This window comes from Desulforhabdus sp. TSK, from assembly GCF_022836495.1.
Lineage (GTDB): Bacteria > Desulfobacterota > Syntrophobacteria > Syntrophobacterales > Syntrophobacteraceae > Desulforhabdus.
On sequence record NZ_BQXM01000034.1, the window covers coordinates 1 to 26,934 of the forward strand.

The following is a 26,934-nucleotide window of genomic DNA, read 5'->3' on the forward strand; positions in this document are numbered from 1 at the left end:
GCGGTGGCTACAGCGAGGAGGTCACACCCGTTCCCATCCCGAACACGGTCGTTAAGCTCCTCTGCGCCGATGGTACTGCGTGGGTGACTGCGTGGGAGAGTAGGGCGCCGCCGCCCCATCCCTTTTTACCCTTTTGTAAGAATTTTCCGTCCCTCGATTTACCGTGACCTCTCCTTCTGGAATCTCCGTCTCCTCTCAAACGCGTGTGACACATGAAATAAAAATCCGTCCTGCGTGCCTTCACAGGTAGGCTGCGTTTTACGCACCATTGTTGCCGCAAGTATGGCTGCACCCCGCAGGGTGTGCAAATTCAACCTGCTACCCCCAGCGATGGATGCCGATGGGTTGCCTCTCGCCTGCATCCCATTCCCTCCTTTCTATTTTCCGTGTTCTTTTCCCGTCCTTACAGGCCACCTTCTCCGGAAGGTGGCTTCCTTTTTTCCCCGTTTGTCACGCAAATTGCCATGATTCGTCACAGAACCGTAACAGAATGTGAATAGTATGCCTCCTATACGGCGCCGATGAGTCGTAATGAATGTGTCACATTGGATGCGAACGTTAAAGGAAGCAAACTCAATTACAGGAGGTTCATGATGTCGAAGTTCAAATGGATTGTTTTGGTGGCAGCCCTTGTGGGCTTTGTGGCCGTCAACAGTGCTCTTGCCGGATCACTCCAGATCAATGGCTCCACGACAGTACTTCCCATCGCACAGAAGGTGGCGGAAGCTTACATGAAGGTGCATCCCGATGTCAGCATTTCGGTTTCCGGCGGAGGCTCCGGTGACGGCATCAAGGCCATCATCGACGGAACGACGAATATTGCCAACAGCTCGCGCTTCATCAAGGATGAAGAGGTCAAGCTCGCTGTCGAAAAGGGAAGTTATCCCGTCCCCTTTGCCATTGCCTACGACTGCATCGTCCCGGTGGTGAGCCCGGACAATACGGTCGGTGATCTTTCCCTGGAGCAGCTGAAATCCATCTTTAAGGGTGACGTGAAGAACTGGAAGGAGCTCGGTGGACCCGATCGTCCCATCGTGGTCATCTCCAGGGATACCTCGTCGGGCACCTATGAAGTATGGGAAGATAAAGTTATGAAGAAGGAACGGGTTTTCGCCGGTGCACTCCTTCAGGCTTCCAGCGGAGCGGTCTCTCAGGCCATCTCCAAGAACAAGAATGCCATCGGGTATCTTGGAATCGGATATGTCGACAAGAACGTGAAGGCACTCAGTGTCAATGGAATCGTCGGGAATGAGGAAACGACCTTGAACGGGAAATACCCCATTTCCAGGCCTCTTTTCATGTTCACCCGAGGCTGGCCCAGCGGAGACACACTGAATTTTATCAACTATGTCATAAATCCGCAGCAGGGACAGAAGCTCGTCAAAGAGGCAGGCTTTGTCCCCTTGCATTGATCTTTGAATCAACCGGGGTGTTGGCGAATGGTGGAAGGGCCGGGCTCCTTCTCAACGGGGCAGCGGTCTCTAACCATTTCGCCGACTTCCCGCTTCCGGCGCGAAGGCTCCTTTCCCCCCATAGTGGCTCTGCCCCGGCAGTGCTCCCGGAGCAAGACCAGCAGTATCCCGTGAGAACGAGGGACGGAGGCTGCCGGAGAGATCCCAGAGAGGTTCAAACAGAAGAATGGTGAAACAGCGTCAAATCCGAGAGCAAATCATTCGTTGTGTCTTCTTCTTGACCGCGTTGACTTCCATTCTGGTCCTTTTCATGATCATGGTATTTCTGTTTGCCGAAGGTCTTCCCATCTTCAAGAAATTGTCCGCGTATCGCTTTTTGTTCGGGCATGAATGGTATCCTACTGCGTCTCCGCCGGATTTTGGAATTTTCCCCCTTCTAGCCGCCTCTGTCGCAGTGACCCTCCTTTCCGCGCTGATTTCAGTGCCTCTCGGGATCATGACGGCATTCTACCTTGCGGAAGTTGCGCCGGTGCGCTTTCGTGAAATCGCCAAGCCTGTCGTGGAGCTTCTGGCAGCCTTGCCGTCGGTGGTCATCGGTTTTTTCGGAATGGTTGTCGTCGCCCCCTTCCTTCAGGATACTTTCAATCTTGCCACGGGGCTCAATCTTTTCAATGCGTCCCTCATGCTGGCCTTCATGTCGGTCCCCACCATCTGCAGCATTTCCGAAGATGCTATCCACAGCGTGCCCATGGATTTGAAGGAAGCGTCGCTGGCATTGGGTGCCACACACTGGGAGACGGTTTTTCGCGTGATCTTTCCTGCCTCCCTGTCGGGTATCAGTACGGCGGTCATCCTGGGAATGTCGAGAGCCATCGGGGAGACCATGGTGGTTTTGATGGTTGCGGGTGGGGCCGGGATGGTCCCCACATCCATATTCGACCCCGTGAGACCCATGCCGTCCAGTATTGCCGCCGAGATGGCGGAAGCCCCCTTTCGCGGGGATCACTATCATGCTCTGTTCGCCATCGGCATCGTGCTGTTCTTATTCACGCTGTTTTTTAACCTGATAGCGGACTATGTAGCCCAGAAGCATAAGCAGGTGGGAGCGGCCACTTTGTAGACACCAATCTCCACTGTCAGAGAGGATAAGCTCCATGGATGGATTGAAGGTACCCGACAGTGCGGCGCAGGGGGAATTGCCCATGCAAACCGGTGCCGGCAGCCCCCGAAACGATGCAAAGCATACGGCTGAGGATCGGGAATATCAAAACCGCGTCCGCAAGCGGCATATCGTGCAAAAAGGCGTGTTCAGCCTGTTCAGCTGCGCTGCCGTCGTCAATGGCCTGGCTCTTGCCCTGGTTGTGGGATTTCTTGTCTTCAACGGGTGGCGGGCGATCAATTGGACCTTCCTGACGGAAGCGCCCATGGCGTCCATGACGAAAGGGGGGATTTTCCCCTGCATCATGGGCACCTTCCTGCTGAGCTTTGGCGCCATGGTCGTTGCGTTCCCCTGGGGAGTGGCGACGGCCATCTACCTGCATGAATATGCCCGCCCGGGTGTTGCCATGCGCGTCATTCGACTGGGAATCAACAACCTGGCAGGCGTTCCTTCGGTGGTGTTCGGCCTCTTCGGGCTGACTTTCTTCGTGACGTGGTGCAAGATGGGGGTGAGCGTGTTGTCGGGCGTGCTCACTCTGGGTGCGCTGATTCTTCCCGTCATCATCGGCACGGCCGAAGAGGCCTTGAGGTCGGTTCCTTCCACCTACCGGGAGGCTTCGCTGGGGCTGGGGGCGACCAAATGGCAGACCATTTTCCGGGTGGTTTTGCCGGCAGCTTTTCCAGGGATGCTTACGGGCTCCATTCTCGGCATCAGTCGGGCGGCGGGGGAAACCGCCGCCATCATGTTCACCGCCGCGGTGTTTTTTACGCCCAACATGCCCTCATCCATTTTCGATCCGGTCATGGCCCTGCCTTACCATGTCTACGTGCTGGCGACAGCCGGTACTGAAATCGAAGCGACTCGTCCTCTCCAATACGGAACAGCGCTTGTTTTGATTTCCCTCGTATTTGGGATGAACCTCATCGCCATCATCTACCGGGCACGATTGCAGCGAAGACACTGAAAAAAGCAGCGGGGCAAGCGCAGACGGATTTTAGAGAACCGCCGGGTAACGGAGAATTACCCGGCGGTTTTTTTGTTTATGGTGTCCCGGCCATGGCCTTTGAAGTCCACGGCATCGAGAATGCCATCGAGACGTTCTGCCTTTCAGCTTGGCGACTATACGCGTTCAGCTTGAAAAGCTGCCTTTCTTGACTCACGCGGAGGCGCGGAGATGCGGAGGGCGCAGCGCCTGTTGCCACTCGCTTTTCCCCGGGCTCTCCGCGTCTCCGCGTGAAAATGAAGTTTTTCAACCTCCAAAAGAATAAAAAGCATTCGGCATTCCTCCAGAGGTCCCGTCCACCGGGCTTTTCCGTCCGGTCCCGGGAAAATTCCTCATTTCCTTGAATTTCACATCATGTTCACCGCCCCGAAAACAATCCGTCACATTGGCTTCTCATAATACTTCTCGAGGCTTGAGGTAAACGCAGTGTGGCAGTGCGTTGCATCATCAAAGCACTTGACGTTCAAGCTGTCCATTACTCAAATTGCCGAGGAAAAATTTGAATGAACCCGATGGAAAAGTCTTCTCCCAATACGCCGGTTCTGGTTCCTGGACGGTCGGCAGATTCACCCCTGCCGTCCCTATCCTGTATCGCCAGACAACTCGATATCGATACCCATGCAAAGGAGGGATGGATCCATTCCCTCCCCTTTATGCTGCACGATACCACGGCAGGTTCTGAAAGCGAGCTCCAGGCGATTGTCAAAGGCAGGCGCATGGATGTGGATTTGCCGATCACCATCGAGCAGTCGAATTATTTCGCTAATATCATTAAGAGGATCACTTCGGGTGAAGCACCGAGGAAAGCGGTTACGGACCTGGAACGGTGGCTCGCCGGCAATGCTGAGGGAGTCTGGGAGAACAGTTGGGTGCGTTTTCCCGTACGTCGCCTCAGTTCCTATGCAAAAAGGATCCTGGACCTGGATCTTCTGGCCGATAAAAGCAGGCCTCAGAGTGGGTTGCGTTCGGATGCCGGCCGGTTCATTTTCCACCAGCGGGGAGAGGAAACCATTCGCATCCCCGTCAGCTATCTTCTGAAGCTGTCTCTGGCCGACATTCTGGGAGGCGAAAGGTCTCTTCCCGCAGTGGTCCGGCAGACCGGCGAATATTTACTGAATCATTTCTTGAGTGACAACAGCTCCCCCGAGACGTTTTCCTTTTATGTCGTGCCCCTGTGCCCCGAAACAGGCATGGGGCAGGCCCTTGCACGTGAAACAGCCCGGCGCTTTCTCCTCACGCAGCTCCTGATGCTCCATGCCAACGAAGTCTTCCAGCTTCGAGCCACCGGTCAGGAAGCGATGATCTATTCGGCTCCTCATCCGCCCATACGCCAGAAAGAGCTCAACGATTGCATTTCCGATGCCTATTACAGGGAGCTTTTCATGAGTCCGTGCCTGTCGGGATGGTGCAAAGGTGAGGAAAAGCACCAGTATATGGGATTGTGCCATGAGGTCCTGAGCCGCAGCCAGTTGAATGGAGTGGCAAAGCTGAGGGAGGCGGGCATCATCAACCGGAACCTGGTGGTCTTGCCCAACACCTCCAATATCAGCCTGGCCAACAACGGGACTCATGTGAGTCTCGGCAGCCGCAAGCTTACGCGCTGCCTGAATGACTCTTCTTCCGGATTTACACGGGTGGAAGAAAAGTACCTGGGAGACCTGGTCATCAAGTTCACGGAGCATTTTCTGCCCCTGTTCGCAGGAACCTACAGCGCTGCGCCGTACCGAGTGGATTTCTGGGATTTTCACCCTGAAAAGCTTCTCGGATTTTTGCCCCATGAACTCGATTACACGCATCTGCGCATGATCTGGAGGCGGTGGAGGAAGAAGGCGAGTACGAAAATCTTTGGACACCCCATCACTCCCTTCGGCCCCCGATGGTTTGACCGTATTTTGAGCGCTCTGTTCGGTTTGAAGGGGGATTTTCTGCCGGACTTCCGTCTCGTCGATTACTTCGTGGCCCTCATGAGCACCGAGCGCAGCCCAGCCTTGGACGGGCAGGTGGGCAACGGTGAACGGTTGAAGCAGGATTTAGCGCATCTTGGGGTTTTCAATTGCAAAATGGCTCTCTACCAGCTGGTCCGGTTGAGGGAATATCATGTCATGGGCTTCAGCGGCTTTGAGATGCGTATTCACAGCCTCTTTGAAAGCCACAGTGGAGATATGGGGCCGGCCGTCGATCTCCAGCTTCTCGTCACAGCCCTGGCCTTCAAATACATCGCTCAGGGGAAACTGGAGCATGAGGATATTCCTGACCAACCCTTTGTGGAAAGCGAGCGAAGGCAGATTTTCTTCGGTGCGGCCATCGGCATTCCCACCTTTTACGTGAGTCTGAAGAGCCGGAACGCTCTTCTCAAGCGGATTTTGAGAGAAACATTCCACGTGCGTGCCAGTCGGCGCTACCCCGGCTACTGGAGGGTTTACAGCCTGGAATACCGTAAGGCCCTGCTTCGGATCCTCCGTCAGGATGCGACCGACTTGGTGGAGATGCTCGACCTGAAAGACATTCTCCGGGATTTAGAGTTCAGGCTCGATGATCCGGAACGTCATTCCGCGGGGGGAAAAATCACTCGAGGTATTCTCGGAGATAGGGACAGTCAGGAAGTCCTGCGCATGAAGGGAAGGGAATTCAATCAGGAGGCGGAAAGGTTCTACCGGAATGATCTCAGGATCAGGCAGACTCGTGAAGCACTGGATTCACTGGAAGCAGATCTTGAAAACTCCGAAGGCGCGTTTTTTTCCAGGGGGGCGCCTTTCCCTAAGGAATTGTTCCATGCCGTGGGGTGCGAAGACCCCCTGCGATTTTTCCGTATGGTTAAACAAGATGTTCTGGAAGGAACCATCACACTAGCTGAGTTGCGGCAGCTTATTCATCTGGTGCTGACGTGCATTCACTTCGAAATCCAGGGGGCAAAGGCAGCCCTGAATGAAAGCTCGGGAGATCATGGGCATGAAGCACCAATACATCGAGCGGCAAACGGGTAAGGTACGCAGCGAGCAACTTTACGGCGACAGGATTATTCGGCGTTTGTACGGCAGAGAGCGGGAAAACGGACAGACGCTGTTCCGGGCGTTGACAAGTGCACGCTTTTCAGCCTTTCTCGGTTATATCCATTATGATTTTTCACTGGGTGGAAGAGTTCCGGGCTATTCGAAATTCCTCCAGGAAGCGGGAATCGATTTCAACGAATGCCTCGAAAATTTTCGGCACTTCAAAACCATGCGTGAAATTTTCGAACGGAAAATACGCTACTGGGAATGCCGCCCAATGCCCAAAGCCTCCCGCACGGTAGCCTCACCGGCCGATGCAAGGGTTCTGGTGGGCTCGTTCCATTCGTCCTCCAGCCTCTTCCTGAAGGAAAAATTTTTCGATTATGAGGAACTTCTGGGAACGAACAAACAAAAATGGCTGAATGCCTTTCAAGGCGGGGACTTTGCGGTATTCCGTTTGACACCGGAAAAATACCACTATAACCATGCACCCGTTTCAGGAAAGGTGTTGGACATCTATGAGATTTCTGGAACCTACAACTCCTGCAATCCTTCGGCTGTTGTGGCAGCGATCAATCCTTACTCCAAAAACAAACGCGTGGTGACCATCCTGGATACAAACGTTCCTGGCGGTTCGGAGGCGGGGATGGTGGCGATGATCGAAATCGTGGCCCTCATGGTGGGGGATGTGGTCCAGTGCTACAGCGAAACACGCTATGACGCCCCCCAGCCGGTTCGACCTGGCATGTTCCTTCGCAAAGGCTGTCCCAAGAGCCTCTATCGCCCGGGCAGCAGCACTGACGTATTGATTTTCCAGTCGGGGCGCGTGGCCTTTGCATCAGATCTCGTCCGAAACCTTCGTGCGCCGGGCGTGGAGAGCCGGTTTTCCCTCGGTTTCGGCCGTCCCCTGGTAGAGACCGAGGTGTTGGTGCGCTCGTGCATCGCAGAAATCATATGAGTCTGCGCGGTAAAGAGAACCGGCAGTCATTGTCCTGCTCTGACGCTATGCCATCTGAAATAAAGGAGGAATGGATACATGGCCAATTCAATATTTGTGATCGCCCTGGCGATCAGTTTTGCTCTGGTGCTCATATGGGGATTCATCGCTCTGCCGGGAGAACGCTGGCAGATCATGGCGGCAGTGCCGCAAATTAAAACGCCTGATGGTCGCTGGACGGGTATCAACCTCACCTACTACGGCTTTTTCAACGCCATGGCCTATAGCGCTGCTGTGGCCATGGTGTTTCTTCTCCTGGGATCTATCCAGGTGCCCAAGAGCGCGGTGTTTACGATAGTGACGGCCCTGCTGGCGCTATGTATGCCCGCATCCAGGCTTGTGGCGAAGTGGGTGGAAAGGAAATCTTACACGTTCACAGTGGCAGGTGCCTCGTTCATAGGAATCGTAGCGGCTCCGTGGATGATTTTTTTCCTGAACTCCGCCATGGAGAAATTCTTGCTGCCCTCCCTTCCCGTTCTGCCTGCCCTGGCGGCATTTTCCATCGCCTATGCCCTGGGGGAGGGACTGGGGCGCCTGGCCTGCGTGAGCTTCGGCTGCTGCTATGGCAAAGCCTTGTCTGATTGCCAGCCCGTCTTGAGGAAAATTTTTTCGGGCTACACCTTCACCTTTTGGGGGAAAACCAAGAAAGTCGCCTACGCAGGCGGCTTGGAAGGGCAAAAGGTTTTTCCCATCCAGGCTGTCACCTCCTGCCTCTATGTGGCAGTAGGACTGGCTGGTATTGTGCTGTTTCTCACCTCCCATTTCCTCGCTGCGTTCCTGCTGCCCCTCTTGGGCACCCAGGCTTGGCGATCCATCTCCGAACTCCTTCGCTTCGACTACCGGGGGAGCGGAAAGGTGACCCGCTATCAATTCATGAGCATTTTTTCCATGTTGTACGCCCTTTGCCTGCCACTCCTGATCAAAACCCCTGCCATTCCGCCCCCCGAAATCCTCACGGGACTCCGAGTTCTCTGGCATCCGGGCATGATTCTCTTTTTGCAGACTCTCTGGGTTGCCGTACTCTTCTACACAGGCCGCAGCATGGTTACGGGCTCGATCCTGACTTTCCATGTCCATGAAGACAGAATTTGAAGAACGCTCAGTAAACTTCCACAGATTAAGATGACCCATTTCGGTCCGCGTCATGCCGGCAGTTTTCAAGCCGGCATCCAGTTTTTTCCCCTGTGGATTCCGGCTGAAGGACTGCCGGAATGAGGAAACGAGTGGCGGACAGTCTAAGTTGTTCACCATAATTTAACCTGTCTGGAAACAATCCGTCACATGACTTCGCCATCCTACCCATTATGAAAGACAAAAAATCATGGAGGTCCAGTAAGTCGCCAAATACATCTGAACAGGAGGAGAAGCAATGCTGAACTATTTTAGTGAGGCTCTGAGAGACCGTTTGCAGGACTATCTGTCAGGGAACCATCGCAGCGACTCTAAATGGGCTGAATGTGTCGGCGGCCGTGACCCAATGGACGAGGCGGATCTCGCTTCTGCACGCTATCAAGAAGATTTTACTTTGCACATGCAGCAGCGCAATCACCAGTTCATCTATGAAATCAAACAAGCCCTGCAACGCATTGAAAGAGGGGATTACGGTGTGTGTGAGGAATGCGGCGACGATATCGGCGTGGAACGTCTCAAGGCACAGCCCATGACCCGGGTTTGCGTCCACTGTAAGAAGGAGCTGGAAAACGCTGAACGGCGCAAGCTGGGAAAAACGCGCGGATGGAAGCCCCCCTGGCCCTTGGAGACCCGGGGAGGGGCGAACCCGTTTTCCAGTAGAATAGCGCTTTCAAAGCTTCAAGAGCTTACTAATGGATAGAATAACGCGGAAATATGCTGGGAAAACTCAGAACGGCGTAGATCATCCCGTATGGTGGCGCTGTCGCCCGACCGTGTCAAACGTCTTTGAACACATCTGCCAGGAGCGGCGACCATGGCCATGGACCCTGTAACCTCTCTTGAGACCCGCCATCTCCCCAACGTTGCCGTCAGGAGACAGTATCAAAAACCGCTCCAAAATTTTCTTGGCTGTTTCCTTGGATGGGTATGTGTCACCGACTTGTAACCTTTTCTTCACAGAAATGGAAAAACCATCCCCTATATTTCAACAATCCTATGAGGGATGGGAGGCTCAATGGTAATGCCGCAGTGCCCGAAGTGTCTTCTAGATACCGTCTATCGCTATGGCAAGACTAAAGGCGGCATGCAACGGTATCTGTGCCTGAGCTGTGGCAGGCAGTTCACTGAGAATTCGGTGAAACACCAACCGCATGAAAGGCCCCTGTGTCCTGCATGCGGCAGGGCGATGCACGTTTATAAGCAAGAAAAGGGATTCATGAGGTATAGATGCTCAAATTATCCCAAATGCAGAACTTATTTGAAGGTGAAAGAAAGGGAGATTCTATGAGCTACTACGTTCACGATGTGCCTGGACGACTGCGTGTAAAAACTCCATCCGTCAAGGGCAATCCAGTGAAAGCCCTTCAGGTCGAAGGTCTCCTGAGCAGCAAAAAAGGGGTCCTGTCGGTAGCATCAAACCAGACCACCGGTAGTGTCGTGATCAATTACGATACGAGCGTTGCCAGCAAAAAAGAAATCCTGGAATTGCTTCGCGTGGGAGGACATTTTGATCCATCCAAGGCCGTCACAAACGAACAGGTGATTGAAGATTCGTTTTCAAAAGGTGGAAAGTGGCTCAGCAAAGCGATTCTGGGACTGGTCGTTGACAGGGTTTTTGACGGCACGCCTCTCTCCCTCCTGGCGGTCATTCTCTAGGGGAGACATCCCGTGTCGGACTCTCGGCCCTTTACATGTCAGAATTCTTATTGTAAGTCTTGGACACAAAGACTTTAGGCAAGAGCCCCCGTCGGCATGGGCTCGTCTGACCCGGTCCGTCTTTTGGAGTGGTGCGATGGACAATGAAAAGGCAGTTCACCAGGAAAATCTGCTCGTTGACCAGTTCCTATATTTTTTCCTGCGAGTCCGCAAGAACCGAATACGCAAAGTCGTGGATGCCGTCAATGAAAGCTTCCCGGAAGAGACGGTCGAGGAAAGAGCCCGACGCCTCATTGACGCTCAGACCAGTCTCTCATTTTTGGGCGGCTCGCTGCTGCACCTTCCCATGCTGATTCCGGGATTGGGTCAGACATTGCAGTTGCTGGGCCTCGTAGGAGGAGCTTCCGTCATCACGCGCATGCACCTTTACCTAATCCTGGAGATTGCGCTTCTCCATGGCAGGGATATCGAGGACGCTGCACGCGTCCCGGAAATGGCTGCCGTGGTCGCCGCCACGGGATTGGCCGTGGGCGTTCCGTTCCTGGTGCATCTCCTGGATGTCCATCCACTTTACTCCCTGCCTGCAGCAGGATTGACCGCTTCCTGCGTCTCGAAAATGTTGGGCGAGGCAGCCATCCAATTCTATTCCGAAAGGAAGGAGGAGCTCCCGGCTTCCTCCACCCCATTTCCCGCCCCTGCTACACCCCAATAAAGGAGGTCTCCACGGATCTTTTGCGACCCCCCCTTCACATTTGGAACCCCTCGCATCACTCGAGCTTTCTTGTGTGCTGTTCTATCTTATGTTTTTCACCCCCATGGTTCACCCAAACGCTGCAAGGCACCCTTCCAGGGAGGCCTTTATGCATGAACAAAACCCATTTCTGAACGCTCTTCCAAGATCCCCAGCCCCGCGTCATCTTCGAAATCATGAGCGAGAGAAATATGGAATCCAACTTTTCATATTGATATCGAAGTGTTGAGTTATCGATGTTTACCGGGTCATGAAAATTTTCATCTTGTAACAGCAATGACACATTTGGTGTGTATCTTACGTGCAACTTGAATGAGAAGTGAGCGGAGCAGAACCGGTCGATGCCGCATTGCCGGATCTTTCCTTTGCGCCGAGGAGAATTTTCTCAAACATGCTTTCATTTTCGATTCACGACGCAAAACATCCAATCGAAATCCATCCATTGCACAGGAAAACTTTGTACTGTCGCAGGCTTGAAGCGAGGTTTTCACGTCTGTCGAGGCCGTCTTCTTCTCGTCTGACAGGGAGCTGAGAAAATGAATCAGAAAAAGGAAACCATTGTCATCAACCTCTTTGATGATCGCGTCCTCACCTATGATTTGCCTCCGGACAAGGCTGTCGTCGCCGCCTATGAGGAGTTTGCAGGAAGCACGCCCGGTGGATGGAGCTACGGCGAGCCTGCGGAGCACCCGTTCTTTAAGGAGTACGGGCGAGGCTTTGCTTGTGGAGACTGGGTCGCGCTGAAATACCCGCGAGAGTGTTTGGAATCCCGCTAAAAGAGTGCCCACGGAGTTGTCGCGATCGACTCCTGGCGGCTGCCATGCCGGGATTTTGCAGAAACACAGGAAGGGATCATGGACTGGGAATGGAGCCTCACTGGTGAGGCCCTGGCGGCGATGTCGCCGACTTAGCAACTGTCTGAAAATGCGTTTGCTCGTTGTTCTGGCGAAAGCCGGAATTCAGGTAAATAAAGGCTTTCTGGACCATGGTTTTCACCGGGGTGACGTTCAGTTAACGCCATTGGGCACTGAGAGATGCATGCCGTTTTTTGGATTGCTCGGCGAGCACTGTATCTCCTTCAAATGCACACGTTCTGCAGGCGTGCCCGGATTTCCATCTCCACCCCGGGATTGTGCCTCAACTGCCTCATTTTCTCCCATAGATCATAAGGCAGCCGATTCTTATCGTATTCAATGACCAATGAACGTGCAACAGGGTTGACTCGAATTTGTGAGATGCCGGGGATGTGCTGAATCATTGCGTCCATATCCATCTCTTGAGCCATTTTGAAACCAGAAGGCAAAATCTTGATTCTTACTCTTCCTGGAATATGGTGTACCACTTCAGTATGAGGTGCCAACCGGATCAGATCTTCTACAATGATAGGGTTACATGATTTCATTATGAGCTCCCTCACGGCAGTCAATAGTCGTTCTGCTTGATGATCACATTCAGCAAATAGGAACACTTATTATTCCTTCAATGATTATTTTATTTTTTAACATAATGTCCTTCTAGTGTAAATGGACATAAATCATTCGGCACCTAGGCTGACTGAGTAGGTAAGTAATGAAAAAAAATCGTGACACTCTCTAAAAACAACTCTATCATCAAATTAACTGCACTAGATCTATAGAATTTCGCTGAGAATCCACTTAAATGATGTCTTATTTATATTTTAATAGATATTTTGAGATTTAGACTAGTTCGCTGAAACAGGAGATTGATTATGGCGCTATTTGACAACGGCATAAAAATGGGAACCGGTGTCGCAGTGGGAATTGGGGCACTGATTTTGGCCCCCATCGTCCTTCCCATAGTCGGAAGTGTTGTGAAACCTCTCATCAAAGCCACCATCAAGGGAGGGATCATCCTCTTCGAGAAAGGAAGGGAGGCCATTGCCGAAACGGCCGAGGTGCTGGAAGACATTGCCGCGGAAGCGAAGGCCGAGCTGATGAAGGAGCAGGCGATAGAACCCACAAAGGTCTCCGGGGACTCTGGGACAGCTTGAGGCTGTCGACAAAAAAGACCGTGTCGCAGGACATCCATGAAACCTGCGGGGAGGTGTGTAATGACGGAATTTACGGACTCGAACAGCTTGGAGGCAGTGCAGCCCGCCGCTGAAAGGGCCAGTATGCTTAAGGAAAGTCTTCTGGGGACAGTCAGAGGCGTGGGCGAGGTCGAGCATGAAGTCATGGTAACGGTACAAAGCTCTCTAACAGGTTTGCTTCGCACAGCGGGCTCCATATCTTTGGAAGGAGTGGAGTTGACCCGGGACCTGCTCAAAGAGACTTTTTCAGCAGTTGAAGAAGTCAGTGGCGGGGTCATAGGGTCGGTAAGCACTCTGGCAAAAGGCTTTATCGGCGGACTGTCCATGGTGGGCGGTGAAATCTTGTCCGTGTCCGGCCGTACTGTACATGGAGTAATCCATGGAGTGGCTCAAGTTGGATCGGGTGTGGGAGGTATGGCTGCAGCTGCGGCCAACTTCAGTTTGAAGACGACGCGAGACCTCTGCCGGAATGCGGAGGACACCGCCAAAACGCTGGCCACAGGAGGGATCGATGCAGCCGCATTGACCGTCGGAACGACCATCCATGTGACAAGGGACCTTCTCATAGCCACAGTACTCGGCTGCAAAGAGGTGGTATGCGCCGTTCTTCCCGGGACAATGCCCGTCGAGGCACGGGGTACTCCCCTGCTGACCACCGGTTCCGCAACACCGGCCCAGGAGCCACAAAACCCGACCGGTAATGCGCAAACGTTCCGAATTGAAGCGCAGCCTCCTGGCACCGTAAAGATCATCGATGTTCCACAGGAAGAAGCCTTCCCGGCAGAGCCGGCAGAGGGAGAGGCTCCAACGGTCACGGTAGAAGCTTCCGACGAATCGGTTGAGCCGGCAATCACTGCATCCCATCCCCCCTCACCCGCTCGTTCAACTCACGCGAAAAAAGCCACCTCCCGCGAGAAGAAGGTGCATCCCAAAACGGAACGTTCGGAGACCGCCGGTCCCGAAGAAACATCTTAGAACATCGCAGCGAAAGTCATCATCTGATCCGGAAGGTCCTTCTGTCACCAGACTGTAACGGTCGGCAGATAGAGTGTGCCCGGCGGACGGGAATACGTGGATCACCATGCAGCAGACAGGAAAGGAGTCGATATGACGGACATGGAAACCAGCAGCAGTGCCGGCATTGGAGAAAGTGTGGAGAAGGCGGGGAAGGCACTCAAGGTGGGGATTTTGAGCAGCCTCAAGGCGCTGAACGAAATCGAGGTGGGGGTTGTGGATCTGGCCCGGAATGTCGTTTCCGACGCCCTCAAGGCGACCGGGTCCGTGGCGACGGAAGCAGTCAACGTCGCCAAAGGTGTCATCAAGGGGGCTGTCTCTGCCACGGAAGACGTGGGCACGGGGCTCCTCATGAGCACCAAGAGTGTTGCCAAAGGCATTGTCATGGGAGTCAGCGACGTAGGGGGTGATATTTTCTCTGTGGCGCGACAGACAGCCCAGGGGGCGGTGGAGGCTGCCTCCAGTGTGGGTGCGGATGTGGGACAGGTCGCAAAGAAGGCTGTGGATGGGATAGTCGAAGCGGGGAAAGAAATAGGCACCAATGCCGAAGATCTCGCCAGGACCGCCATCGGTGGATCCATCGAAGCAGCCGGAGCCATTGGCGAATCGGCTGTCAAGGCCGTGAAGGGAGTGCTGCTGGGCACTGTTGAAGGAGTCAAGGATGTTGCGAGCGCTGCCCTCCCCAAGGCGAAAGGTACGTCGGATTCTACAGAGAAGGAATAGCGTCCCTCACGGGCTGTTCATGGACTGATCCTCCCATGAGGGCATTCCCTTTACCAGGCAGGACCCCAAAGAGAGTAGAACCCCGTGATTCAGGCAATCCATGGCTCCATCCAAGGCAGAGCCAGATACAAGGTCAAAGAGCTTTATCGTTCAGAAAGTCTCCAGATGTTCTTGGAAGAACAGCTGTCTCGATTGAGTGATGTGAAGCGTGCTCGAGCGAGCAGCGTGACGGGAAATGTCCTGGTTCATTACAACTCAGGCAATACCGTCCAGACCATCGCAGCCCTGCTGGAGGAAATTGTCTCGGATTACCGGACGAAGAGATCTTGCAGGGAAAGCGAAAATTCTCGTCCCGAGCTATCCCCCGGGGCACCCCCCTCTCCTGTGGGAGGCCCCTTCTCGGAAGGGTTCCAGGGAAGCAGCATCCACAAAGGGATCAAGGGCCTCCTCCCCTCTCCGTGGGGCACGGAAGCACCGTGCCCCAAACCCTGGCATGCCATGGACTGCGAATCCATCCTGCAGGAGTGGGGAACCTCCATCTTTTCAGGATTGCCACGCGAGTCGGCCGCGGAGAATCTCCAGAAGTATGGTCTCAATACACTTCCGGAATCCGAAGGAAGGTCCAGGTGGAGCATCTTCATCGACCAGTTCAAGTCCATTCCTGTAGCGCTTCTCGGAGTCTCCGCCGGTATTTCCGTGGCCACGGGGGGCGTTGTCGATGCGTTGGTGATCATGGGGGTCGTGGTCATCAACGCGGCCATCGGCTTTGTTACCGAAGACAACGCTGAAAGGACCATCGAATCCCTCAAGACCCTGGTCCGACCGAGCGCGCAGGTGGTGCGGGACGGCATCGTCACCGAAGTCGGCATGGAAGAAGTCGCTTTGGGAGATCTTCTCGAGCTGAAGCCGGGTGTGTACATTGCCGCCGACAGCCGGCTGATTGAAAGCAGCAACCTGACGGTGGACGAATCTTCTCTCACGGGAGAGAGCCTGCCGGTAGCCAAGACTCACCAGCGGGTCCTGGCGCAAAGCACCCCCCTGGCGGACCGCCTGAACATGCTCTACATGGGAACGCTGGTGACCGGAGGCCAGGGGTTGGCCGTAGTTGTCGCTACAGGAAGGGGGACTGAGCTCGGTCAGCTCCGTCTCCTGGTAGAGGATGCGGGGGCACCGGAGACACCCCTTGAAAAACAACTGGCAAGAATCGGAAACCAGCTCGTCGCCATCAGTGGGGCGATCTGCGGTGCAGTTTTTCTCATGGGCATCGCTCGCGGCTCGGGACTGCTCTACATGCTCAATGCCTCCATTGCCCTGGCTGTTGCCGCCGTGCCTGAAGGGTTGACGGCGGTAGCCACAACCACCCTGGCCATCGGCATCAACAAAATGAAGAACCAGAAAGTCCTCATTCGCCACCTGTCCGCAGTGGAAACCCTCGGCGCCATCCAGACAATCTGTTTCGACAAAACTGGCACCGTCACCCAGAACCGTATGACCGCTCAGCGGGTTTACGCAGGCGATAAGCGCATCGAGGTTTCCGATACTCTCTTCAACTGGGAAAACGGATGCCTGGACGTCCCCAGCTGCCGGGAGCTCATGGACCTCCTGCATGTAGCCATCCTCTGCAGTGAAAGCAACATCGCCAAGAGGGGCAATGAGTACATACTGCAAGGCTCCTCCACGGAAAATGCCCTCCTCAACATGGCTCTCAAGGCAGGTTTCGACCTCTGCCGGGTGCGAGAGTCGTATCCAATTTTAAAGACCAATCACCGCGCTGAAGACCGCCATTTCATGGGCACACTGCACGGTTGTCAAGATGGAAGGAAACTGGTGGCCGTAAAGGGGAGCCCACTGGAGGTTCTTGCCATGTGTGACTGGCGCATGTGTGATGGAGAAAAAATAGCACTGACGGACGAGGACCGACGAAGCATCGACATTGAAAATGAACGCATGGCGGGGGATGCCCTCAGAGTGCTGGGCTTCGCCTCCCTCGTAGCCGATGACGAGAAAGCTTTCGATTCCAGCCGTGGGCTGGTCTGGCTGGGGCTGGTCGGCATGGCGGACCCTGTTCGCGAAGGGGTAAAAGATCTCATTGCAAGATTTCATGAGGCGAAGATCGAAACGATCATGATCACAGGAGATCAAAGCCCCACGGCGTATGCCATAGGGAGGGATCTCAAGCTCAGCAGGGAAGCCCCTTTGGAGATCATGGATTCGACACACCTGGCCGATGTGGACGCAGACGCCCTCCGGTCCCTTTCACGGCGCATCCATGTGTTTGCCCGGGTGAGTCCGGCCCACAAGCTGCAAATCGTTCAGGCACTCCAGAGAGCGGGGCATGTCGTCGCCATGACCGGTGACGGCATCAACGACGGGCCGGCCTTGAAAGCGGCGGATGTGGGGGTGGCCCTGGGAAAGTCCGGAACGGACATCGCGCGGGAAGTCGCCGATGTCGTGCTGGAAAACGACGACCTGGAAACCATGATCGTGGCTGTGAGCCATGGTCGAACCATTTACAGCAACATTCGGAAGGCGCTCCATTTCCTGCTGTCCACCAATTTCAGTGAAATCATGGTCATGTTTGCCGCCGGGGCCGTGGGGCTTGGACATCCTCTTACGGCCATGCAGCTGCTCTGGATCAACCTCCTGTCGGATATTTTTCCGGGTCTGGCGCTGGCACTGGAACCGCCCGAGCCCGACGTCATGAAGCGCCCTCCCCGGAACCCTGAGGAGCCCATCGTTACGGGCTCGGATTTCAAGAGACTCACGGTGGAATCGGCGGTGATGAGTGCCGGCGCCCTCGCGACCTACGGATATGGGATCACGAAGTATGGAATGGGGGCCAACGCCGGCACCCTGGCATTTCACAGTCTGACCCTGGCTCAGCTCCTGCATGCCTTCAGTTGCCGATCGGAGCACCATTCCATTTTCTCCAAGGAAAGAATGCCCGCCAACCCATACTTGAATGTCGCCCTCTCCGCGTCCCTGGGGCTGCAGGTACTGACCATGGTGGTTCCCGGTTTGAGAGGACTCCTGGGGCTCACTCCCATCACCCTCGTTGACGCAGTATGGATCGGCTCGAGCGCGGCTCTCCCCCTTCTCGTCAATGAAGCGACCAAAGCACCCTCACAGGAAGGCCTCTCATGAAAAAAGATTTCATGTTCACCTCCGAATCCGTCACCGAAGGGCACCCGGACAAAGTCTGCGATCAAATCAGTGACGCCATCGTCGATCACTTCCTGGAGATCGATCCCCTCTCGAGGATCATCGCTGAATGCGCCGTTTCAGTCTCCATTCTCTTCATTGCGGCACGCTTCACGTCGGATGCCGTAGTGGACTTTCCAAACATCGCCCGGCGGGTCATCCGTCAGATCGGTTACGAGCAGCACGAGTTCAATGCGAAGACCTGCAGCATATTGACAAGCCTTCAAGAGCTGCCCAGGGATGAAACCTGCTGCGTTGACGAAAGGCTCATGTCCGACGAGGACATCGAAAAGATGACTGCCAGGAACCAGGTGACGGTCTTCGGTTTCGCATGCGACCAGACCCCGGCCTTCATGCCTCTGCCCATCTGGCTGGCCCATAAACTCTCGAGGCAAATCACCCAGGTCCGTCGCGACAAAGTCCTTCCTTTCCTTTGTCCCGAAGGAAAAACCGATGTGGGGATAGAGTACAGGAATCGAAAGCCCCATAGAATCCACAGCATAACGGTAACCGCAAGTCAATCCCGTCCTGAAGAACCCACTTTGAGGCAGTTCCAGGATGCCATTTATGAGAGCGTCGTTCTCCCTGCTTTCAGGGACGAAACCATCAAACCCGATCGCAATACCGAGATCTTCATCAATCCCGAGGGGCCCTTCGTCGTAGGGGGCCCAAGTGTCCATTCGGGGCTGACGGGAAGGAAAACGGCCATCGACACTTATGGCGAATATGCCCGGCACAGCGGAGCGGCTTTGAGCGGAAAAGACCCGCTGCGCATTGACCGCGTGGCGGCATACGCCGCTCGCCACGCCGCCAAGAACATCGTGGCTGCGGGCCTGGCTGAAGAGTGCGAAGTGCAGCTGAGTTATTCCGTCACGCGCTCGCGGCCAGCCAGCATCCAGGTGGAGACTTTTGGCACAGGAAAGATAGCCGACGAAGCCCTTGCAGGACTCCTGGAGAAGCATTTCGAGTTCCGCCTCGCCGGCATCATGAAGGAATTTGATCTGCGGCGGTTGCCTCAAAGAATGCACAACGGATTCTATCAACGCCTTGCCGCTTACGGCCACATGGGACGCACCGATATGGACTTACCCTGGGAGAGAACAGACCGTGTGGACTTTCTGAAATGAATGGAATTGGCTGCGGGTTTCGGCGTCAAGACTCCCTAAAGCATGCGAGACAGGGGGGCCAGCCCCAAAAGCCTCTCCTTTCCCGCTTTCCAGAAAGGGGGGGGAGCACGTCGATTGGCCCTCGGCAGTGGAGTTGAGCCTTCGTTCCAAAGCAGCAGGAGCAATAGATGCCCCGGATTCATGTACTATTCGTCTGCGTCCATAACTCGGCGCGGAGCCAGATGGCTGAAACTTTCATGAATGCCGACACTGAAAATCGGTTTCATGCGGAAAGCGCAGGCTTTGAGCCTACGGAAATCAACCCTCTTGTCATGGAGGTCATGAAGGAGATCGGCTTTGACCTCAGCGGAAAGGAGACGAACAGTGTCTTTTCCTTCTTCAAAGAAGGGAGACTTTACGACTATGTGATCACGGTGTGCGAAGAATCGTCCGAGGGTAAATGCCCAATTTTCCCCGGCGTCAGAAAACGGCTGAACTGGCCTTTTCCGGATCCGGCCGAACTGAGGGGCACTCCCGAAGAGAAGCTTGAGGGAGCCCGGCGGATTCGGGATTCCATTCGGGCTCGGGTAAAGGCATTTGCCGAAGAAATCACCTGATTCCATCACCTTGATCTACTTTATCTGCATTCTATGCGGGGGAGTACCCTCTTCTGCTTCACGGCCACTCTCTTCCTGCAGTCTGCTCCTTCCAGCAGCCATTTCGGGCTGCCCGTAGGGCAATCCCTTCTAGATTTTCTGTGTTCATGCTATCATGATTTATCTCAATAAATCCTGAACTCGTGAAAGCGTTCCTATTGCCTCTTGGAACATCAAAATCCTAATACTGGGGTATTTCCATGTCTCATGATCTTGTCTTCCTGGCCGGCAGGAAAGCCATCCAGACCATCCGGAAAAATGGACTCCGCCGGGAGCAGGTCAGGATCGTTGTCGGCGCGGCAGGAGGCCCCAAGTGGCTGGTTCTTCACAACCTGGATCGCGTCCTTTTCTCCTCGTGGTTCAAGCACAGAATGGAACCGCTCTTTCTGTTGGGTTCTTCCATTGGAGCCTGGCGATTTGCAGCGGTCTCCCAGAGTGACCCAGCAGAGGCTTTGAATCGTTTTTTGTCCATCTATACAGCGGAGCAATTTATACCCAAGCCAACGCATAACGTGGTCACCCGTCAAGGGGGTATTGGACAAATGAGGGGTGCCGCTGGAAGGAGTGATACCCTACGGGGTCCTCAATTTTCTGTCGTCAAAATGTAACCCAACGTTCAAGATTCCGTCACCGCTCAATGTTTTCTTTAAAGACAGTAAAAGATCTTTGACTGCATGAGTAACAAGGCACTTCGAAGTGCGTCCGAAGGGACCGGGGTCATTCTACTTGGGGTTCATTCGTTAGCCGGGGAGGCGTGACGAGATGACTAAGACTTATGTCCTGGATACCAATGTCCTGCTGCACAATCCCAATGCACTTTTCGCTTTTCAAGACAATGAGGTGGTGATTCCTCTGGCCGTTATCGAAGAAATCGACAACCAGAAAAGGAGGCAGGATGAAGTTGGCAGGAATGCTCGGACCGCCTCCCAGATACTCGACGGGCTCCGCTCTCAAGGCTGCCTTTCCGAGGGTGTCAACCTGCCTCGAGGTGGAATGCTGCGCATAGAGCTCAACCATCAGGATCTCATCGACTATCCTGATGGACTGGAGGCGCATAAACCGGACAATCGGATTTTGGCGGTAGCCTCAAATCTAATGAAAGAAGGGAAGAATTTGGTCATCCTGGTGACCAAGGATTTGAATCTGCGCATCAAGGCCGATGTTTTCGGACTTCCGGCTGAGGATTTTTACAATGATCGAGTGGATTATCACCAGCTCCACACGGGTGTGGGGGAGTTTTATTGTTCGACCGAGGAGATGAGTGCATTTTTTCAACAGGGGAAACTCAGGATGGAGAACGGACGACAAGGATATCCCAACCAAATGTTCATTCTGACAAATCCCTGTGGACCCTCGCAGTCCGCCCTGGCGCGGCTTTTTCGAGGCACTCTGTGGCCTCTGATGCATGGAGATTCCATCAACTGGGGGGTCAGGGCTTTGAACAAAGAGCAGAGGTTTGCCTTCGAACTTCTGCTCAATGATGACATCAAGGTCGCAACGCTTGTGGGACGCGCGGGTACGGGAAAAACGCTCCTCGCCTTGGCCGCAGGGCTTGAAAAGGTCCTCGAGCAGAAAATCTACCATCGTATGCTCATCACGAGGCCCGTGATTCCTATGGGGGATGATCTCGGTTTCCTGCCGGGAACAAAGGAAGATAAGCTGCGACCATGGATGCAGCCTATATATGACAACCTGGAATTTCTCATGAAGGATTGTTCTGAGCCCTCTGAAGAAGTCAATGAATTGCTGCAAAGAGGACTCGTCGAACTGGAAGCTCTCACCTACATTCGGGGTAGAACGATACCGAAAAGCTATATCCTTTGCGACGAAGCCCAAAATCTATCTCCCCATATGATCAAGACGCTCATCACGCGGGTGGGAAAGGGCTCTAAGATCGTTTTCACGGGAGATCCCGAACAAATCGATCATCCTTACCTCGACGAGAGCAGCAACGGGCTGACCTATCTGGTGGAAAAGCTCAAGGGAGAGGAAATCACAGGGCATATTACCCTGGTGAAGGGCGAGCGCTCCAGGGTCGCGGAGCTCTGCGCGACCCTGCTATAGCCACCGGGACAGCCCACCGGAAGGACGCCCACTCGAAGCCCCATGGTGAGATCCAATGGCTTCGGGGCGATTCGGCCAAGTGAGAGGGTCTCTTTGCTGCATCGCCTTGGAAATGGCGGGACGGCGCCCACCGACCGCCTGCCGTATGCTTTGATCTAATCGTCGTCATCTGCGAGTGCAGGTTCATCAATTCTTAACAAGACTGTCATCAGCAAGTCACACTCGGGCCTTATGATTACAGCATACATTCAATTTAACCTGTTGACATTCATTCCCCTCCCGCCTTCCTGCAGATGCGGAGTCCATACCTCACACACTTTGGGCTCCGCCTGCATGGGAAGGAAAATCATTCACATAGGTGTTGCAGGATGAATCCTCCTATCGAGTCGAAGAAAAGTTCGCATCGAGATTTTGCGAGTTGTGGAAGCAGTGCCTGAGGAGCTTTCCGTGGGGTAGATAGAAAACTCGTCTGCACTATTCTCTCTCGAGAATTGGAGAAGGGAGAAAAAATGCCTTGGGTTCTCGTGATCGACGACGACGAGCACATCCGGCAGCTTTTCGAGTTGGAACTGACGGAGGCGGGCTACGATGTGGTTGCTATCGCCCGTGACGATGGGATTCTCCAGCAAATGAAAACCATCCAGTTCAACGTGGCCATTCTGGACCTCCAGCTGGCGGACCACGGCGGACTCGATTTGTTACAACAGATTCGTGAAGCATACCCTCACATACCCATCATCGTGTGTAGCCCTTACGACAGCTACAAATCAAGCCCCAAAGCCGCAGCGGCAGATTTCTACGTCATCAAGTCGCACGATCTGGCTGACCTGAGAACAAAAGTGAAGCGAGCAGTGACAGCAAGAAGCCATGCTCAGAGTCCATCCCAGGTCCAATTCATCCAAAATCGCGTGTCATTTTCATCCTGGTGCGCAATGGGATAAAAGCCAAGCTGTTTTTTTTAAGCATGCGCACTAACGGGAAAAGGTCAACGGCATGAGCCCCATCGAAGCGTTTTTCTGCCCGCGGAATCAGGCTTTTCGCCAGGTCCAGCGTCATTTCCCTGTTTACGCTTCCAACGGATTTTAAGCAGTGCATTGTCTTTCTGGAGCTTCTTCAAACAGTCCATCGAAGTGTGGGTAGATTTAAGGGCCATTTTCTCCCCGCAGCGGGGACACAAGTTCTTCAAAGAGCTCATGGCGCAGCGTTCCCTTCTGAATTTGACATCGGCGAAGTTCTAACTTGCACGGGCAAAAGTACAGGGCTCATCTTGGGATTCCTTCTGAGACTCTCCCCATTGAAACTTCCAGGACTCGTCAAAGCTGGTCTCAAAGGATCGCTTTTTCATGTAGCTGCGTGCCGCTAGGCTCATTGCTTTCAGACGCACCTTATCCGACACCAGGGTCCGAATGGCCTGAACAAAAGCAGAAAGATCATAGGCGGGAATGATCCATCCGGTTTTACCCTGGATAAGATTTTCCTGCGGTCCCCCCACATCGGTGACAACGCTCGTTGCACCTGCTGCCGCAGCGTGAGGGCCACCCCGTTGACCTCGTAAAGTGTGTCTGTGAAATGAGCGACATGTGTCCCATTGGCTCTCGGCACTCCATAAAGGGAGAGGTGAGGAAACCGCCGGCGCAGGTCCTCCATCAGCCGTCTGTCTGCGGTGAATATGGAAAACGCCATAAAATATGGAGCCAGGAGGGAATAAAGCACCCCTGCCGAACCCAGTGATTTGAAAATGTTGAACAAGTTCGCACCAGCCAGTTGGTCCAGCACATGGGTGCCGGAATGGAGCAGAAGCTTGTTGGTGGCCTTGTCGACAAACTCGAACTACCGGTTTTCGACTTTTTCCTGAGCACTCTCCCCATTCTTGACAATGGCAATCAGCTCAGGGTCATCCAGGATCAATCTTTGCGCCTCCAGCCTGAAGAGCTGCTGGGTGGACACGGAACCGTGAGTTTTGCTCCTCGGCCATCTTCGGTAGCTCCAGATCCATGTAAGACGGGTCAGGATGCCTCCCTCCCCGCCGTTGCTCGTGCAAAGCATCCGGTCAAGAAAACGCAGGAGGATATCTTTCTGAACATGTCGGTCCAAGCTCAGCTTGTTTTTGTAAAACTGGTAAGCGATGCCGTAAAGATTGTGCGCCATGGCTTTGGGCGTGGCCCCTTCGCCCATCGCCCGACCGCACCCTTGTTGAAGGCCCAGAAGGAACTCGAGCACATTCCCCGCCCCCTCAACTTCCGTATAGCTTTTGGCAATGCTCAGAGAACTGTGATCGTCCGATCCTCCGGTGAGATTTTTTTTCCACGGATCTTCAAAGGCGGGCTCGAGACGGTGCTTTTCCGCCAGGTGCCGGATATCCTCCGGGCTGAGCTGTTCCAGAAATGATCTGAGAAATTGGTTGTGATGCTCTGATCGTGCTCCGTTCATTTCAAAATTTTTGAACAGAAGCAGAAGCTTCTCGAAATGCTCCACTGTGAGGCGCTCATTGACGGCAAAAAGGGGATGAGCCAGGGAGTGCACGATATTTTTCTGCTGCAGGCAAGCAACAAGATCAAAAATATTCTCTCGGGCTTTCTGGAGTTCCTGGTGCTGCTCCTCCGTGATGTCCCAAGCCAGTACGTGGATCTTGCAGCCATCGTCCGGGAAGTAGGTGGTGACTTCTTCACTGATGAAAGCGTCGGGCAGGTGCGCCAGTTCCAGTGCGCCTTCGATAGAGTTGTGATCCGTAAGTGTCACCAGGGACATCCCTTTGTCTTTGGCCATCTTGTACAGGTGAATGGGCTCAGTAAAACTTTCGGGGCAGTTGATTTTCTGAAGAACCCACTGCGACGGCCGCTTGGAGTACTTCGAATGGACATGGAGATCCGCTTTCATAAGCCTGCTTTCCTTCCAGACAACAGGTGATCGTTCTCGAAACGCTCCTCGCCGCTCGGGCCAAAGGGCCTCGATGAGAGGCTTTGGCAAGGGGCCAAATTGGAGCAAATTGGCTTGCGCAGGTTCTATTCTGCCGGCAGCGCCGGGCGCACCCGGAGGGGCGCCCGGCATTTCTTAAAGCTGAAGCGGCTTGTCTGTTCGCCCCCTTTCATGAAACCGGAACGGACGTGTGGTCGTGTTTATGGAGCTACCTCAAAGACAAGGTTTTGCTGGTACCTGTTGCCGTGTACATCGGTCGTGTTGACGACGGCCTCGTGCACCCCGGCTTGTAGATCGTCAGGGACATCGAACGTCCAAACATGAAAGGATTCTTTCATGATATTCCCGGCCGGTATGGGCTGGGGGGCAGTCCCTGGAAGTGCAATGGTTTGAGCGTACTGCTCAAAACCCATGGCGTATCGAAAGACGTAAGATTGGAGGCGCTGTGCATACGGGTCGCCGAATGCCAGGTCCTGGTGCCCCTGTACCGTCGTTTTGGCGTCGAAAGTACAGGTGACGACGGAATCGCGGGAGCCGTTCCAGACATTGGCCACGAGAGTCGTGCTGGAAAGGTCCGATGCCTTGACGCTGTTGACATCCGGCAGGTCATTGAGGGTCAGGGGCGGAGTGTAGGGCCTGGGGAGAGGCAATGCGGCATATACTCCCATTTCATTGAACCACTCTGCCCAAGTCGGTGTATGGAGCGACAAATGCATCTGTTCGTCAGGTTTCTTTCCGGAAGCCATGTACCGATCGTTGTATTCGTTGCCGTCGAAGCTCCAAACCATGTAGCCGCGTGGTGTTCCACACTTCATGTATGACATGGGTATTCCGTTGTTGTCCAGGTCGCCTCCCCACCAGTTGCCGCAGGTTGCACCGACAATAACCTGTGGAAAGGGAGTGGGTTGTCCCCAGCCTTCCTGTTCCTCTCCCGCCTGAAAATGAGACAGTGTGTGAGTGTGTCCGCCCAGTGAAACAACCTTGCGGCCTTCAAGCAATGCATAGAGCGCCTCACGGTTCGACACATTGTGCTTGGGAGCCAGTCGGTCCACGTCAGAGACGATGGGGATGTGCATGTTCAGGACGATCAGGTGATCGCCGGGAACGAATTTGAGATCGTTCGCCAGCCATTCCATCTGCTTTGCATCGATCTCACCGTGATATGTCCTTGATGGAAGATACAGCGGCGACGGGTAGACAACATCGTTCAGAACAACGAAATGGACTTTGCCGTAATTGAAGGAATAGTATGTAGGGCCGAACTGAGCCTTGAAGGTTTCATAGGCGTACTCAGGAACTGGTGCATCAGCCAGGTTTGCGTCGTGATTGCCGGGGACGAGATAGACAGGCTTACCGGTCTTGCTCATGACTTCCAGAAAACGTGGATACAATTCCAAATAATCTCCGATGTTATCCCCCATGCACAAGATGAAGGATGCATCCGCGCCGGCAACCTCCTTTACGAGAGAATCCCTGAGATAATCGATTTCTTTGTTGGTGTAGACTTGAGTATCCCCAGTAATGATCGCCTTGAATTCCCCAGACTCCGGCTCCTTGTAAAGGGGAAAGTTGATCATTGCGGGAAGCGGCCCCGTGGGCGCGAGACCTGGATATTTTTGGATTACAGAGGGAGAACCGTTGGGCTGATGGAAATAAAAGAACTGTGGGACATTGTTCTTGTTGAGAGGAGACGTAAAACCTGCCGGCTTTGAAACAAAAACCACCATTTCATCATAAGCCGTTAAACTGTAATATCCCTTTCCGTTCGTTTGCACAACGTCTCTTCCGTTTGAAACAGAGACACCGTTGATTCCGGGCTCATTTCTATCAAGCACGCCATTGTTGTTCCGATCCCAAAACACAACTCCCTTTACCGTTTTGGTTGAATTGCCCCTCTCGACAGCCCAGACACTGGAAATGAACAGGCAGGAAAGGGCACAGCATATTGCAGTGACGACTCCAATCTGACGCTTCACGATCTTTCTCCTTTGCACCGGGGATTTTGCAACGATCTACCCTCAAAAAATCCTCCAAGCGCTTTACTGCGGCCATATCCCCCAGGGAGTGACCGCTCCATGAGGACCCTGTTTCCAACTCTTGCCATT

The 26,934-nt window shown here is 54.0% G+C and carries 23 protein-coding genes and 1 rRNA gene; 20 read left to right on the forward strand and 4 right to left on the reverse strand.

The window, feature by feature from the left end:
* The 12 genes from rrf to MWC30_RS17110 all read left to right on the forward strand — a co-directional run.
* Positions 1–116 (forward strand): 5S ribosomal RNA (rrf, locus tag MWC30_RS17060); the annotation flags it as partial.
* Positions 117–593: 477 nt separating this feature from the next.
* On the forward strand, positions 594–1,412 hold the full coding sequence (locus MWC30_RS17065) for a phosphate ABC transporter substrate-binding protein (RefSeq protein WP_368860877.1): 819 nt from the start codon (positions 594–596) through the stop codon (positions 1,410–1,412).
* A 226-nt stretch (positions 1,413–1,638) separates the two neighbouring features.
* Positions 1,639–2,532: a phosphate ABC transporter permease subunit PstC gene (gene pstC, locus MWC30_RS17070; protein ID WP_244085411.1), complete on the forward strand. Its 894-nt coding sequence runs from the start codon at positions 1,639–1,641 to the stop codon at positions 2,530–2,532.
* A gap of 34 nt (positions 2,533–2,566) precedes the next feature.
* The gene (gene pstA, locus MWC30_RS17075) at positions 2,567–3,535 is read left to right on the forward strand and encodes a phosphate ABC transporter permease PstA (protein WP_244085412.1); all 969 of its coding nucleotides are present in this window, start codon (positions 2,567–2,569) and stop codon (positions 3,533–3,535) included.
* Between the two features lie 542 nt (positions 3,536–4,077).
* Entirely contained in the window at positions 4,078–6,558 is a 2,481-nt protein-coding gene (locus MWC30_RS17080) for a hypothetical protein (RefSeq protein WP_244085413.1), read from the forward strand.
* Positions 6,518–7,522, forward strand: coding sequence for a phosphatidylserine decarboxylase (locus tag MWC30_RS17085; protein ID WP_368860878.1), 1,005 nt, complete (start codon positions 6,518–6,520; stop codon positions 7,520–7,522). The genes MWC30_RS17080 and MWC30_RS17085 overlap by 41 nt, the downstream gene beginning before the upstream one ends.
* A gap of 78 nt (positions 7,523–7,600) precedes the next feature.
* Positions 7,601–8,653, forward strand: a complete 1,053-nt coding sequence (locus MWC30_RS17090) for a hypothetical protein (protein ID WP_244085415.1) — start codon at positions 7,601–7,603, stop codon at positions 8,651–8,653.
* A gap of 277 nt (positions 8,654–8,930) precedes the next feature.
* The gene (locus MWC30_RS17095) at positions 8,931–9,392 is read left to right on the forward strand and encodes a TraR/DksA C4-type zinc finger protein (protein ID WP_244085416.1); all 462 of its coding nucleotides are present in this window, start codon (positions 8,931–8,933) and stop codon (positions 9,390–9,392) included.
* A gap of 321 nt (positions 9,393–9,713) precedes the next feature.
* Entirely contained in the window at positions 9,714–9,980 is a 267-nt protein-coding gene (locus tag MWC30_RS23070) for an IS1 family transposase (protein WP_368860879.1), read from the forward strand.
* Positions 9,977–10,348: an HMA2 domain-containing protein gene (locus MWC30_RS17100; protein ID WP_244085417.1), complete on the forward strand. Its 372-nt coding sequence runs from the start codon at positions 9,977–9,979 to the stop codon at positions 10,346–10,348. The genes MWC30_RS23070 and MWC30_RS17100 overlap by 4 nt, the downstream gene beginning before the upstream one ends.
* Before the next feature lie 136 nt (positions 10,349–10,484).
* The gene (locus MWC30_RS17105; RefSeq protein ID WP_244085418.1) at positions 10,485–11,060 is read left to right on the forward strand and encodes a hypothetical protein; all 576 of its coding nucleotides are present in this window, start codon (positions 10,485–10,487) and stop codon (positions 11,058–11,060) included.
* A gap of 575 nt (positions 11,061–11,635) precedes the next feature.
* Entirely contained in the window at positions 11,636–11,875 is a 240-nt protein-coding gene (locus MWC30_RS17110) for a hypothetical protein (RefSeq protein WP_244085419.1), read from the forward strand.
* A 302-nt stretch (positions 11,876–12,177) separates the two neighbouring features.
* Here the strand turns inward: MWC30_RS17110 and MWC30_RS17115 are convergent, their stop codons facing one another.
* A complete protein-coding gene (locus MWC30_RS17115; RefSeq protein WP_244085420.1) occupies positions 12,178–12,501 on the reverse strand; it encodes an HMA2 domain-containing protein in 324 nt (107 codons plus the stop codon).
* Positions 12,502–12,828: 327 nt separating this feature from the next.
* Here MWC30_RS17115 and MWC30_RS17120 point away from each other — a divergent pair, with 327 nt between their 5' ends.
* The 8 genes from MWC30_RS17120 to MWC30_RS17155 all read left to right on the forward strand — a co-directional run bounded on the left by MWC30_RS17120 (position 12,829) and on the right by MWC30_RS17155 (position 22,854).
* The gene (locus MWC30_RS17120) at positions 12,829–13,110 is read left to right on the forward strand and encodes a DUF5132 domain-containing protein (protein WP_244085421.1); all 282 of its coding nucleotides are present in this window, start codon (positions 12,829–12,831) and stop codon (positions 13,108–13,110) included.
* Between the two features lie 60 nt (positions 13,111–13,170).
* The gene (locus MWC30_RS17125; protein WP_244085422.1) at positions 13,171–14,124 is read left to right on the forward strand and encodes a hypothetical protein; all 954 of its coding nucleotides are present in this window, start codon (positions 13,171–13,173) and stop codon (positions 14,122–14,124) included.
* A gap of 132 nt (positions 14,125–14,256) precedes the next feature.
* Positions 14,257–14,886 (forward strand): hypothetical protein, encoded by a 630-nt coding sequence (locus tag MWC30_RS17130; RefSeq protein ID WP_244085423.1) that lies wholly within the window; start codon positions 14,257–14,259, stop codon positions 14,884–14,886.
* Positions 14,887–15,051: 165 nt separating this feature from the next.
* Positions 15,052–18,030 (forward strand): cation-translocating P-type ATPase, encoded by a 2,979-nt coding sequence (locus MWC30_RS17135; RefSeq protein WP_368860876.1) that lies wholly within the window; start codon positions 15,052–15,054, stop codon positions 18,028–18,030.
* Positions 18,027–19,214: a methionine adenosyltransferase gene (metK, locus tag MWC30_RS17140; RefSeq protein ID WP_244085425.1), complete on the forward strand. Its 1,188-nt coding sequence runs from the start codon at positions 18,027–18,029 to the stop codon at positions 19,212–19,214. Before MWC30_RS17135 ends, metK begins: the two co-directional genes overlap by 4 nt.
* A 167-nt stretch (positions 19,215–19,381) precedes the next feature.
* Entirely contained in the window at positions 19,382–19,810 is a 429-nt protein-coding gene (locus MWC30_RS17145) for an arsenate reductase ArsC (protein ID WP_256461272.1), read from the forward strand.
* A gap of 801 nt (positions 19,811–20,611) precedes the next feature.
* Positions 20,612–21,913: a PhoH family protein gene (locus MWC30_RS17150; protein WP_244085427.1), complete on the forward strand. Its 1,302-nt coding sequence runs from the start codon at positions 20,612–20,614 to the stop codon at positions 21,911–21,913.
* A gap of 509 nt (positions 21,914–22,422) precedes the next feature.
* Positions 22,423–22,854, forward strand: a complete 432-nt coding sequence (locus tag MWC30_RS17155) for a response regulator (protein WP_244085428.1) — start codon at positions 22,423–22,425, stop codon at positions 22,852–22,854.
* A gap of 293 nt (positions 22,855–23,147) precedes the next feature.
* Here MWC30_RS17155 and MWC30_RS23075 read toward each other — a convergent pair whose 3' ends face one another.
* The 3 genes from MWC30_RS23075 to MWC30_RS17165 all read right to left on the reverse strand — a co-directional run bounded on the left by MWC30_RS23075 (position 23,148) and on the right by MWC30_RS17165 (position 26,805).
* Positions 23,148–23,645: a glycosyltransferase gene (locus tag MWC30_RS23075; protein WP_368860880.1), complete on the reverse strand. Its 498-nt coding sequence runs from the start codon at positions 23,643–23,645 to the stop codon at positions 23,148–23,150.
* A 98-nt stretch (positions 23,646–23,743) separates the two neighbouring features.
* Positions 23,744–24,790 (reverse strand): PHP domain-containing protein, encoded by a 1,047-nt coding sequence (locus MWC30_RS17160; RefSeq protein ID WP_244085429.1) that lies wholly within the window; start codon positions 24,788–24,790, stop codon positions 23,744–23,746.
* A gap of 239 nt (positions 24,791–25,029) precedes the next feature.
* Entirely contained in the window at positions 25,030–26,805 is a 1,776-nt protein-coding gene (locus MWC30_RS17165) for a calcineurin-like phosphoesterase family protein (RefSeq protein WP_244085430.1), read from the reverse strand.
* Positions 26,806–26,934 lie beyond the last annotated feature (129 nt).